Origin of the sequence: Flavobacterium sp. (assembly GCF_021151785.1) — a bacterium.
Classification (GTDB): Bacteria; Bacteroidota; Bacteroidia; order Flavobacteriales; family Flavobacteriaceae; genus Flavobacterium.
Genome location: NZ_JAGKWP010000077.1, coordinates 1 through 11,631, shown reverse-complemented (window position 1 = coordinate 11,631; position 11,631 = coordinate 1). Strand labels below are relative to the sequence as shown.

The window sequence follows — 11,631 nt, the reverse complement described above, 5'->3', positions numbered from 1 at the left end:
AAATTATATTTTCGGGCTATTTTATCTAAATATTCAGATGTTAATTCATTTTCTTTTTCTATCCAATTGATTGTTTTATCTAGTTTTGAATTTTCTAAATAAAGATATTCGTCATTTATTTCTTTTTTTGATTCTTGCCCTACTAAAAACATTGAAAATAATAAGGCTAATATTTGTAAAAAATAGTTCATAAATCTAATTTTGATAAAAATTCATCAAAAATAGACATATTATTCTTATGGAAATCGTATATAGTGAAAAAATAGAGGAAATAGTATTAAATTATGGGGTTATAAAACAACTCTATGATGAAAATTTTACGGAAGAAAAATATGTTGCATTACTTGAAGAAATGGTTCCGAACGGATATAAACAGATTGCAATTTATGATATTAATAAACTAGTGGCTGTTTCTGGTTATTGGATAAATACGAAGCTCTATTCTGGTAGATATTTAGAAATTGATAACTTTGTTGTAGATGAAAATCATCAAGGCAAAGGTTTAGGTATCAGGTTAATTAATGAAATTGAAAAAATAGCGCAAAAATTTCAGGTAAATGCCATAGTTTTAGACGCTTTTTCAACTAACTTTAACGCTCATAAATTTTACTATAATCAGGGGTATGTTCCTAAAGGTTTTCATTTTGTTAAATTCATATAAAATTTTTATATTTAAAATGAATTGAATAATGAAAAAGAGAAATTTAAGTTAGCCAATTTACAAAAGCATGATTGTTATTTACACATTAAAAAGATAATTATACATTGACCACTTATAAAAATTTATTCAAGCAAACCCTAATTTATGGTGTAGCTACTGTTTTGCCACGTGTAATTAGTTTTTTACTCGTTAGTTTGCATACTAAGGCGATGCCAGATAAGAAAATGTACGGTGAAGTAACTGTGCTTTTTTCTTATATGATTTTTTTAAACGTTATTCTTTCTTATGGTATGGAAACTTCTTTTTTTAGGTTTTATCACAAGGAAGACAAAAAGGTTAATGTAGTAAGTACAACTCTGGTTTCGCTTTTTTGGTCTAGTATTTTATTCCTTTGTGGCGCACTTTTATTTCAAAAATCAATAGCTTCTTTTCTAGAAGTCGATAAAGAATATGTAAATTATGCTATTTGGATTTTAGCATTAGATGCGCTAGTTATTTTGCCTTTTTCGAAGTTAAGAGCTGAGCAAAAACCTATTAGATATGCAGCAATTAAATTGTTTAATGTATTTGTTAATATGTTTCTCAGTTTGTTTTTTCTTATTGTATTACCAGATTTAGCTCATTCAAATCCACATGGTTTTTGGAGCAGTATATTCATTAAAGATTATCAAGTAGGATATGTTTTTTTATCTCAACTTATAGCAAGTCTATTTACTTTCTTAGTTTTTATTCCAAATTATATAACATCCAGTTGGTTTTTTGATAAAGGGTTGTGGAAAAAAATGATACAGTACGGTTGGCCTATTTTATTTGCTGGAATAGCTTTTGGTATAAATGAACATTTTGATAAAATTTTGTTAGATAAATTACTGCCTGAACATATTGCAAAAGCTGAAGTAGGGGCTTATGCAGCATGCTATAAAATAGGTTTGTTTATGGTTTTGTATAGAACGGCTTATACTTTAGGTATTGAACCTTTCTTTTTCAGTCAGGCTGGTAATAGTAATGCCCCACAAACTTATGCAACAGTAACTAAATATTTTGTTATTTTAGGTTCTTTAATTTTGTTAGTGGTAGTCGTTTTTGCTGATGTTATTAAATTCATAATGCTACGACAACCAGAGTATTGGGAAGCTATGAAAATTGTGCCTTTGATTATAATTGCTAATTTCTTTCTAGGGATTTATACCAGTTTATCCGTTTGGTATAAATTAATTGATAGAACAATTATTGGTGCATATATATCCGTAGTCGGAGCAGTTATTACATTGGTTTTGAATTATTTATTAATCCCTAAGTTTAGTTATATGGGATCCGCTATAGCTACTATTGCCGCTTATGGTTCCATGATGTTAATTTCTTATTTTATGGGAAGAACAAAATATCCTATTCCATTTGATATGCCAAAAATTTTGGGCTATTTAGGTGCGTCAATTTTATTAGCATGCATTTCCTTTTATGTTCCTGTTTTAAGAGAAACATATATCTTTGGAATTATTGCTATCCTAGGATTTAGTTATTATATTTATAAAAATGAAAAAGAAGTTATATTAAAAACTTTTAAACGAAAATAATGCAAATTAAAATTATCAATCAGTCGCAGCATCCTTTACCTAGTTACGAAACAATGGCTTCTGCTGGGATGGATTTACGTGCCAATCTTACTGATCCAATTGTTTTAAAACCGCTTGAAAGAGTTTTGGTTAAAACAGGGTTGTTTATTGAATTACCTCTTGGTTTTGAGGCGCAAGTCAGACCTAGAAGTGGACTAGCATTAAAAAAAGGAATTACTGTATTGAATTCACCTGGTACTGTTGATTCTGATTATAGAGGAGAAATTGGTGTAATTTTAGTAAATTTATCTAATGACGATTTTGTAATTGAAAATGGTGAGCGAATAGCCCAACTTGTAGTTGCTAAGCATGAACGAGCAGAATGGATAGAAGTTGATCAATTGAATGAAACATCTAGAGGTGCTGGAGGATTTGGAAGTACTGGAGTAAAATAAAAAATAATTTACGAATTGAATAATTTTAAGACGCAACATTATATCTTAGTTATTCAATTTTATAACCTAATAATATAAAAAAATGAAAATAATTGTACCAATGGCTGGACGTGGTTCGCGCCTTCGCCCTCATACGTTAACTGTTCCAAAACCTTTAATTCCTATCGCAGGAAAACCAATAGTACATAGATTAGTGGAGGATATTGCAAAAGTAATAAATCAACCATTAGAAGAAGTAGCTTTTATTATTCATCCTGATTTTGGTTCAAAAGTAGAAGAAGATTTAATTGCTATTGCAGAAAAACTAGGTGCAAAAGGAACTATTTATTACCAAAGAGAAGCTTTAGGAACAGGACATGCAATTATGTGTGCTAAAGATTCATTGAGTGGACCTGCGGTTATTGCTTATGCAGATACTTTGTTTAGAGCTGATTTTACCTTAGATGCAAATGCAGATAGTGTTATTTGGGTAAAGCAAGTAGATCAACCTGAGGCTTTTGGAGTAATTAATTTGAACGAAAACAATCATATTGTTGAATTAGTTGAAAAGCCAAAAGAATTTGTTTCAGACCTGGCAGTAATTGGTATTTATTATTTCAAAGATATTGCGATATTGAAAAATGAGTTACAAGCAGTATTAGATAATAACATTATTCACGGCGGTGAATACCAAATTAATGATGGTATTAAACAGATGATGGAAAAAGGTATGGTTTTTGTACCAGGTCAAGTAGATGAATGGATGGATTGCGGAAATAAGAATGTGACGGTTGAAACGAATAGTAGAATGTTACAGTTTATTCATGAAGACGCAGAGGAAACAATGATTGCAGAAAATGTTCGTATAGAAAATTCAGAAATCATACCACCTTGTTATATTGCCGCAGATGTGCATCTTGTTAATTCCATTATTGGGCCAAATGTTTCTATTGGAAAGGCAACACATATTATCAATTCAAAAATTAAAAATAGTTTAATACAAACTCATTCACACATAAAAAATGCCAAATTAGATAGTGCTATGATAGGAAATCATGTGAATTACAATGGCGAATTTACGAGTGTGAGTTTAGGAGATTATTCAACTTTAGATTAATATGATTCGGATTTTAAGCTTTTTATTTCTCTTTCAAATCGGACTTGCTCAAGAACAGCAAGAGCCTGATCAGGTGGAAACTGCTGCTACTGAAGTTGAAAACAACTTCTATGATGCACTGAAACATAAAAGCATGGAGAATTATGATAAAGCTATTGTTTCATTGGAACAATGTATTTTGAAAGAAGCTAAAAATCCTGAGTTTTATTATCAATTGGGAACCAATTATTTAGCGTTAAAAAAGTATGCTGAAGCGGAACAAAATTTTCAAAAAGCAGTAGATTTAAATTCTCAACAACGCTGGTATTGGAATGGTTTATATGACGTGTATTATCAAATCAAAGATTACAATAAAGCTATACCTATTGTAGAAAAACTAACGACTTTTGATGCTAATATGAAAGAAGACTTGGTGTCGTTGTATATGAACACAGGCCAGTTTGAAAAAGCAAAACAGGTGTTAGATGAACTTGAAAGTACAACGAATTTAACCAAGACAATGGAAATGTATAAATTACAAATCCAAAGCATGAATAAATCCGTTAAACCACAACTAGAGGTATTGTTGAAGGCGGTTAAGGATTATCCAAAAGTAGAGCAAAATTATATTGATTTAATTTATTATTATACAACCAGTAATCAAGAACAAAAGGCTTTTGAAACAGCTAAAAAATTAGCCGAAGAAATTCCAACTTCTGATATGGTTCATGTTAGTTTATTAAAATTTTATATTTCTCAGAATAATAATATTGAGGCTACTAATTCATTTAAACGCGTGGTGAAGTCTAGTAAAGTTGATTTAAAAATTAAGCATCGTGTTTTAAATGAATACTTAATTTTTGCTACAAAGAACACTTCATTATACTCAGAAATAAATGCTGTATTGCCTTATTTTGATAATGAAGCGGGATTGAACGTGTATAAAGAATTAGCTAAATATTTTTATAGCAAAGATCAATATGTTTTAGCTGAAAAATATTTTGAGAACGCTATAGGAAAGTCTAATATTGATGTTGAAACAGTAGATTTACTTTTAAACACGTATGATTTTACAGAGGCATACGATAAAATGGCTAAAAAAGCTGAGGAATTAATTGATTTGTATCCCACAAAACCTAATCTGTATTACTATGTTGGTAAGGCACAAAACAAATTAAAAAACTACAAAAAAGCAAAAGAATTTCTCGAATTAGGTTTGGATTATGTAGTAGAAGATAAAAAATTAGAATCTGGTTTTTATAAGCAATTAATTCTTTCAGCAGAAGGATTAACAGATGTAAAAATGAAGCAGAATTACCAAAAAAAATTAGATCAAGTTAAATAAGCAGTCATTATTAAATCAAATATGCAAAAAATAGTTAATTATATATTTTTATTATCATTATTAGTTTCATGTAAGGCAAAACAAGTCGTAGTCGCAGAACAAGCCGCTAAAGAAACCGATCAATCTTCTGAAGTAATTCAAAAACATTATCAAAATAAATTGGTTTTTAAAACAGCTTCTATACGTGCTAATGCTAGTTATGAAGACATCAAGCAATCTTTGAATATCAATGCTGATTTGCGTATTAAAAAAGATGAAGTTATTTGGATTAGTTTGAAATTTTTCGGAATAACAGCAGCTAAAGCTTACATTACTCCTACTAGAGTTAGTTATTATGAAAAAATAAATAATACTTACTTTGATGGTGATTATCGGGTATTGTCTAATTGGCTGGGGACAGATTTGGACTTTCAAAAGCTTCAAAATCTATTATTAGGTAGACCAATCGATGATTTAACAAAGGAAGATTTTTTAGCAGAAGTGGCTGATCAATTATTTCAGTTGAAAAACAAAAACAATACTCAAATAGAAAAAATATTTGCTTTTGAAACGGGTAATTATCTATTAAAAAAGCAGTTTGTTAATCAAAAAATAAAGCAAAGAAATGTAACAATTACTTATCCTTCTTTTCAAAATCAAGATACTAATTTTTTGCCTACAGCGTTAACTATCATAGCACAAGATAAAGATCAAGTTAAAATTGAAGTAGAATACAAAAAAATCACTTTTAATGAGGACTTAAACTATCCTTATTCTGTCCCAAATGGCTACAAACAAATTATAATTGATTAATTTCGCAAAAATTATGTCAAGCATGAAAAAACGCTTTCTTATCGTATTCATTTGGTTATTAACGTGGCCCGTTGTGGCTCAAGAAGATGCTCAGCAGAAGTTAGAAGCACGCAAAGAACAATTGCAAAAAGAGTTGGCTGAAATGCGCAATAAATATCAAAATGAACGTGTAAAAGAAAAGTCGGTATTAAAAGAAATCAATAAAATTGAAGAACAAATCAAGGTGAGTGCTAATTTAATTAATACAATTAGTAAGCAAACACGATTGTTAAGTGATGATATTTATTTAACACAATTGGAAATCAATAAATTAAATCGAGAGTTGCAAGTAATGAAGGAGGATTATGCTAAGATGATTGTTAAATCCTACAAAAGCCGTTCAGATCAAAGTAAAATCATGTTTATTTTATCTTCAAATAGTTTTTTACAAGCCTACAAGCGTATACAGTATATGAAGCAATATGCAGGTTATAGAAAAATGCAGGCTGAAGAGATTAAACAAAAACAAGTAAAATTAAATAGATCAGTTCAGCATCTTGAGGGGAAGAAAAAAGAAAAAGAAGTCGTTTTACAAGAAAGTACTAAGGCAAAACAAGAGCATGAAAAAATAAAACAAGAAAAAGAGAAAGTTGCCAAATCTATTCAAAAAGATAAGAAGAAATATGCGGCTGAAATTGAAAAAATGAAGAAAGAGCAACGAGATATTGATCGTAAAATTAAGAAAATGATTGCTGAGGCTATTGCTGCAGCGAATAAGAAAAATGCGGAAAAAACAAAAGCGAATACTGGAACCAAATCAGGAACGAATACTAAACCTGTAGCGGTTTCTTCAACAAAAATTGAATTAACACCTGAGGGTAAAGTAGAATCAGATAATTTTAAAGCTAATAAAGGTAGATTACCTTGGCCAGTAGAAAAAGGAGCCATATACATTCCATATGGCAACAGTAAACATCCTGAATTTAGTAATTTAGATGTTCATAATAGTGGAATTGACATTAAAACAGAATCAGGAATGATGGCTAGAAGTGTATTTGCAGGAGAAGTATCAGGTATTCAAGTTTCCCAAAGTACAGGAACGTATACGGTAATGGTTAGACACGGAGATTTCTTCACCACTTATAGCAATTTAAGTTCAGTTTCTGTTACTCAAGGTCAAAAAGTGGGTATTAAACAAACACTTGGAAAAATCAAAACTAATTTTGCTGGATTAACCGTAATGAAGTTTACTTTAAGTCAAAATATTACTACCTTAAATCCAAATTCATGGATTACTCCAAGATAAAAAATTTAAAACTATAAAAAATGGAAAATCAACAAAGACAATTAACTGAGGATCAAATTAAAATTGAACAAGCTAATTTTATAGCTAAAGTTTATGGTTGGATGTGTGCTGCATTAGTGGTAACAGGGTTAACGGCATGGTATGTAGCGCAAACAGAGGAATTAATTTTAGCTTTGCTATCTAACAAATTTCTTTTCTATGGTTTGTTAATAGGTGAAGTTTTATTGGTAGGATATATTTCAAAAGCATTACCAACTATGGATGTTATGATGGCTAAAGCCCTATTTTTCTTGTATGCCATGGCAAACGGTCTTACTTTATCCTTAATTTTTGTCATTTTTACAGCTAGTTCTATTGCTTCATCTTTTTTTATTACAGCTGGAACCTTTGCTGTTATGAGTTTATATGGTTATTTTACTAAATCTGATTTAACATCTATGGGTAGAATTTTGATGATGGGATTAATAGGATTAATTATTGCATCAATAGTAAATATCTTTATGCAAAGTACCATGATGCATTGGATTATATCTTATGTAGGGGTATTTATCTTTACAGGTTTAATAGCATACGATACGCAAAAAATCAAAGAAATGAATATCATTGGAAATGAAGGAACGGATGAAGATACCAAAGAATCTTTAATGGGAGCTTTAACACTTTATCTTGACTTTATTAATTTGTTCTTATATATCTTGCGTATTTTTGGAGATAGAAAATAATTTGAAAAGCGAACTTAGGTTCGCTTTTTTTAGCATTTTACAAATCATTTTAATTAAGTACTTTTGCAAAAAAACAAGTTATGGTCAAAATAGGCAACATCATTTTACCCGAACATCCTTTGTTATTAGCCCCTATGGAAGACGTGAGTGATCCACCTTTTCGTAGGTTGTGTAAAATGCATGGAGCTGATTTAATGTATTCTGAATTCATCTCGTCTGAAGGTTTAATACGTGATGCAATGAAGAGTAAAAAGAAATTGGATATTTTTGACTATGAGCGACCGGTTGGCATTCAAATTTTTGGTGGAGACGAAGAAGCAATGGCTATGTCTGCCAAAATTGTTGAAACAGTACAACCTGATTTAGTTGATATTAACTTTGGTTGTCCAGTTAAAAAAGTGGTCTGCAAAGGGGCTGGTGCAGGTGTGCTTAAAGATATTGATTTAATGGTGCGTTTAACAAAAGCAGTAGTTAAATCAACAAATTTGCCAGTTACTGTAAAAACTAGATTAGGTTGGGATGAATTATCTATCAATATTGATGAAGTAGCTGAGCGCTTGCAAGATGTGGGTATTCAGGCATTAACAGTACATGGTAGAACACGAGCTCAAATGTATAAAGGGCATTCTGATTGGACTCATATTGAGCGTATTAAAAACAACCCGAGAATTCAAATTCCTATTTTTGGAAATGGTGATATTGATTCACCAGAAAAAGCATTGGAATACAAGAATAAGTTTGGTTTAGACGGCATGATGATCGGTCGTGCTGCCATAGGTTATCCTTGGATTTTTAATGAAATCAAACATTATTTCAAAACAGGCGAACTTTTGACACCACCTACCGTGACTGATAGGGTAGAGGCGGCTCGAAATCATTTAATCTGGTCTATGGAATGGAAAGGTGAACGAGTAGGAATAGTTGAAATGCGTCGTCATTATACTAATTACTTCAAAGGTATTCATGGTTTCAAAGAATACAAACAAAAATTAGTTACTACAGATGGGCATAACGAATTAATGGATTTATTTGAAACTATCAAAGAAGTTTATTTAAATTATGAGCATCAGGTGTAGTCAAAAAATGATTACATGTATTGTTTTGATCTCGAAAAGCTAAAATTTTATTTCATTTATGACTGATTTATCTTCTATCAAAATTCTTCATTTGGATACTAATCATCCGTTACTTTGGGAACAACTAAGACAAGCTGGATTTACAAATGAAGCTGATTTTACATCTACAAAAGAAGAGGTAGAGGCTAAAATTCATAATTACCACGGAGTAATCATCCGAAGCCGGTTTAAAATTGATCAAACTTTTATTGAAAAAGCAACTAACTTGCAATTTATTGCACGAGTAGGTGCCGGACTCGAAAGTATTGATTGCGAATATGCCTTGTCTAAAAAGGTGGAATTAATCTCTTCTCCTGAAGGTAATAGAAATGCAGTGGGCGAACATGCGTTAGGTATGGTGTTGTCGTTATTTAATAAGTTGAATAAAGCTGATAGAGAAATTCGTCAAGGACATTGGAACCGAGAAAGTAATCGTGGATTGGAGTTAGACGGTAAAACAGTAGGTATTATCGGGTATGGAAACATGGGAAAATCATTTGCGAAAAAATTGCGCGGGTTTGATGTAGAAGTTTTGTGTTACGATATTGTACCTAATGTGGGCGATGCACTGGCTAACCAAGTTTCTTTAGAAGAATTACAAGCGAAGGCAGATGTAGTGAGTTTGCACACCCCTTGGACAGAAATAACCAATAAAATGATTAATGCTGATTTTATTCATGCGTTTCATAAACCATTTTGGTTCATTAATACGGCAAGAGGTAGAAGTGTAGTTACTGCTGATTTGGTAGAGGCTCTGAGAATTGGTAAAATTCTAGGTGCGGGTTTAGATGTTCTAGAATATGAAAAATTATCTTTTGAAACGTTGTTAACTGACCAAATACCTGATCCTTTGCAATATTTAATGCAAGCGGATAACGTAATTTTAACACCACATATTGCAGGTTGGACGCAGGAAAGCAAAATTTTATTGGCTCAAGTGATAGTTGATAAAATAATTGCAAAATATTCTGAATAGATTTTGTAACAAAAGTTTGATGTTGCGACTAATTATTCAAAAAAATACATGGGATTATTTTCATCATTATTAGGGAACGCAGGAGCTGTTTCTAATGATCAATTGCAAAACGATTATGGTAAATTATTAGTTTCTGGGGAATCTATTGAACTGGGGTTTCAATTAATTCGTGATACTTTTATTTTTACTAATAAGCGTTTAATTTTGGTTGACGTTCAAGGTGTAACGGGTAAAAAAAACAGAATACCTCTCTGTAGCTTATAAAAATATTTCAAGATTTAGTATAGAAACGGCTGGAACTTTTGACTTAGAGGCCGAACTGAAAATTTGGATATCCAGTGAAGCACTACCAAGTATTTCTAAAAAATTTAATAAAAGTGTAGATGTGTACGAAGTGCAAAAAGTCTTAGCTTCACATGTACTATAATTTTTACTTATTCTTGTAGGAATAAAAATAAAATAATATATTCGTAATTAACTAAAAACTTAAACTATAATTAAAATGGATGCACAAAAAGTAGACATGTTCATGATGTCAAATGCTAAGTATTTTGAAGGACACCAATTAAATACAATTAGAGAACAATTATTAGCCATGGACGATGAAAAATGGCCAATGGTTCAAATGGTTCAATTTAAAGATCCAACAACATCATTGTTGATTTCAATTTTTGCTGGTGCTTATGGAATTGATAGATTCTACATTGGTGATACTGGAATGGGAGTTGGAAAATTATTAACTTGTGGTGGTTTAGGTATCTGGGCTATTGTAGATTGGTTCTTAATTCAAGGGGCTACAAAGCAAAAGAATCTAGAAAATTTCCAAAGAAGTTTAATGATGTAAAAAAGTATAAAAGCCATCCATAAGATGGCTTTTTTTAAGAAATGACTATGTTATCCAATAAGAAAAACAAATTGTATTATTTTTTATTACTTCTTATTTCTTTAGGATACACTTGGGTTTTTTATTCTTGGAATAAAATTGAACAAGAAGGAAAAATAGGGTGTTTGTTTAAAAAAATCACAACATTTCCTTGTCCTTCGTGTGGTACAACTCGTGCAACAATATTAGGATTTAAAGGAGAATGGTTGTCGTCTGTTTTAATGAATCCCTTTGGAATACTAGTTGGTTTAATTATGATACTTGTGCCGGTTTGGATAAGTTATGATTGGATTTTTAAAAAGGAATCTTTTTTTCAATTTTATAAAAGAGCAGAAAAATTCATTTCACAAAAATATGTGGCATCATTTTTAATACTTGTTGTGTTACTTAATTGGTACTGGAATTTTAAAAAAAATTTATAATATGATTCATAACGCAGTTTTTGCATATAAGCCTAACGAATCAGAATTAGAGCGTGCTTCTAATAGTTATTTAATGTCGTTAGTTGCAGTAATAGGTGGTTTACCATTACCTATATTAAATTTATTGGCATCGGTTTTCTTTTATTTAGGAAACATAAAAAGTACGCCTTTTGTAAAATGGCATTGTACTCAAAACTTGGTTTCTCAATTTGGTTTATTTTTTCTAAACAGCACAGGGTTTTGGTGGACGGTTTCTATAATTTTTTATGATGAAAAAGCTACTAATTATTATTTTGGATATTTATTTACGTTGATAATTTTCAATATAATTGAATTTATTTCAACCA

The 11,631-nt window shown here is 30.7% G+C and carries 14 protein-coding genes and 1 pseudogene; 14 read left to right on the top strand and 1 reads right to left on the bottom strand.

Annotated elements, in window-relative coordinates; genetic code table 11:
* A partial coding sequence (locus QZ824_RS08600; protein ID WP_291275610.1) for a hypothetical protein occupies window positions 1-191 on the bottom strand: 191 nt, incomplete at its 3' end.
* A gap of 47 nt (window positions 192-238) precedes the next feature.
* Between QZ824_RS08600 and QZ824_RS08595 the strand changes: the two genes are divergently transcribed.
* The 14 genes and pseudogenes from QZ824_RS08595 to QZ824_RS08530 form a co-directional block, all read left to right on the top strand.
* The gene (locus tag QZ824_RS08595; protein ID WP_291275609.1) at window positions 239-661 is read left to right on the top strand and encodes a GNAT family N-acetyltransferase; all 423 of its coding nucleotides are present in this window, start codon (window positions 239-241) and stop codon (window positions 659-661) included.
* A 104-nt stretch (window positions 662-765) separates the two neighbouring features.
* Window positions 766-2,235, top strand: coding sequence for a polysaccharide biosynthesis C-terminal domain-containing protein (locus tag QZ824_RS08590; RefSeq protein WP_291275608.1), 1,470 nt, complete (start codon window positions 766-768; stop codon window positions 2,233-2,235).
* Window positions 2,235-2,669: a dUTP diphosphatase gene (gene dut / locus QZ824_RS08585; protein WP_291275607.1), complete on the top strand. Its 435-nt coding sequence runs from the start codon at window positions 2,235-2,237 to the stop codon at window positions 2,667-2,669. The genes QZ824_RS08590 and dut overlap by 1 nt, the downstream gene beginning before the upstream one ends.
* An 82-nt stretch (window positions 2,670-2,751) precedes the next feature.
* Window positions 2,752-3,765 (top strand): sugar phosphate nucleotidyltransferase, encoded by a 1,014-nt coding sequence (locus QZ824_RS08580; protein WP_291275606.1) that lies wholly within the window; start codon window positions 2,752-2,754, stop codon window positions 3,763-3,765.
* Window position 3,766: 1 nt separating this feature from the next.
* Window positions 3,767-5,089 carry a tetratricopeptide repeat protein gene (locus QZ824_RS08575; RefSeq protein WP_291275605.1) on the top strand — a complete coding sequence of 441 codons (1,323 nt, stop codon included), beginning with the start codon at window positions 3,767-3,769 and terminating at the stop codon, window positions 5,087-5,089.
* 21 nt (window positions 5,090-5,110) lie between these two features.
* Entirely contained in the window at window positions 5,111-5,881 is a 771-nt protein-coding gene (locus tag QZ824_RS08570) for a DUF4292 domain-containing protein (protein ID WP_291275604.1), read from the top strand.
* Window positions 5,882-5,894: 13 nt separating this feature from the next.
* Window positions 5,895-7,166, top strand: coding sequence for a peptidoglycan DD-metalloendopeptidase family protein (locus tag QZ824_RS08565; RefSeq protein WP_291275603.1), 1,272 nt, complete (start codon window positions 5,895-5,897; stop codon window positions 7,164-7,166).
* A 20-nt stretch (window positions 7,167-7,186) separates the two neighbouring features.
* Entirely contained in the window at window positions 7,187-7,888 is a 702-nt protein-coding gene (locus QZ824_RS08560; protein ID WP_291275602.1) for a Bax inhibitor-1/YccA family protein, read from the top strand.
* An 80-nt stretch (window positions 7,889-7,968) separates the two neighbouring features.
* A complete protein-coding gene (dusB, locus tag QZ824_RS08555) occupies window positions 7,969-8,964 on the top strand; it encodes a tRNA dihydrouridine synthase DusB (RefSeq protein WP_291275601.1) in 996 nt (331 codons plus the stop codon).
* 58 nt (window positions 8,965-9,022) lie between these two features.
* Entirely contained in the window at window positions 9,023-9,979 is a 957-nt protein-coding gene (locus QZ824_RS08550; protein ID WP_291275600.1) for a 2-hydroxyacid dehydrogenase, read from the top strand.
* A 48-nt stretch (window positions 9,980-10,027) separates the two neighbouring features.
* A pseudogene (locus tag QZ824_RS08545) lies at window positions 10,028-10,406 on the top strand (PH domain-containing protein).
* A 75-nt stretch (window positions 10,407-10,481) separates the two neighbouring features.
* Window positions 10,482-10,823: a TM2 domain-containing protein gene (locus tag QZ824_RS08540; RefSeq protein ID WP_291275599.1), complete on the top strand. Its 342-nt coding sequence runs from the start codon at window positions 10,482-10,484 to the stop codon at window positions 10,821-10,823.
* Between the two features lie 41 nt (window positions 10,824-10,864).
* Window positions 10,865-11,284 carry a DUF2752 domain-containing protein gene (locus QZ824_RS08535; protein ID WP_291275598.1) on the top strand — a complete coding sequence of 140 codons (420 nt, stop codon included), beginning with the start codon at window positions 10,865-10,867 and terminating at the stop codon, window positions 11,282-11,284.
* Between the two features lies 1 nt (window position 11,285).
* On the top strand, window positions 11,286-11,631 hold a 346-nt coding region (locus QZ824_RS08530; protein ID WP_291275597.1), incomplete at its 3' end, for a hypothetical protein.

Coding starts and splice junctions, on each gene's coding strand:
- QZ824_RS08595 (WP_291275609.1), top strand. CDS start 239: ATGGAAATCGTATATAGTGAAAAAATAGAGGAAATAGTATTAAATTAT.
- dut (WP_291275607.1), top strand. CDS start 2,235: ATGCAAATTAAAATTATCAATCAGTCGCAGCATCCTTTACCTAGTTAC.
- QZ824_RS08580 (WP_291275606.1), top strand. CDS start 2,752: ATGAAAATAATTGTACCAATGGCTGGACGTGGTTCGCGCCTTCGCCCT.
- QZ824_RS08575 (WP_291275605.1), top strand. CDS start 3,767: ATGATTCGGATTTTAAGCTTTTTATTTCTCTTTCAAATCGGACTTGCT.
- QZ824_RS08570 (WP_291275604.1), top strand. CDS start 5,111: ATGCAAAAAATAGTTAATTATATATTTTTATTATCATTATTAGTTTCA.
- QZ824_RS08565 (WP_291275603.1), top strand. CDS start 5,895: ATGTCAAGCATGAAAAAACGCTTTCTTATCGTATTCATTTGGTTATTA.
- QZ824_RS08560 (WP_291275602.1), top strand. CDS start 7,187: ATGGAAAATCAACAAAGACAATTAACTGAGGATCAAATTAAAATTGAA.
- dusB (WP_291275601.1), top strand. CDS start 7,969: ATGGTCAAAATAGGCAACATCATTTTACCCGAACATCCTTTGTTATTA.
- QZ824_RS08550 (WP_291275600.1), top strand. CDS start 9,023: ATGACTGATTTATCTTCTATCAAAATTCTTCATTTGGATACTAATCAT.
- QZ824_RS08540 (WP_291275599.1), top strand. CDS start 10,482: ATGGATGCACAAAAAGTAGACATGTTCATGATGTCAAATGCTAAGTAT.
- QZ824_RS08535 (WP_291275598.1), top strand. CDS start 10,865: ATGACTATGTTATCCAATAAGAAAAACAAATTGTATTATTTTTTATTA.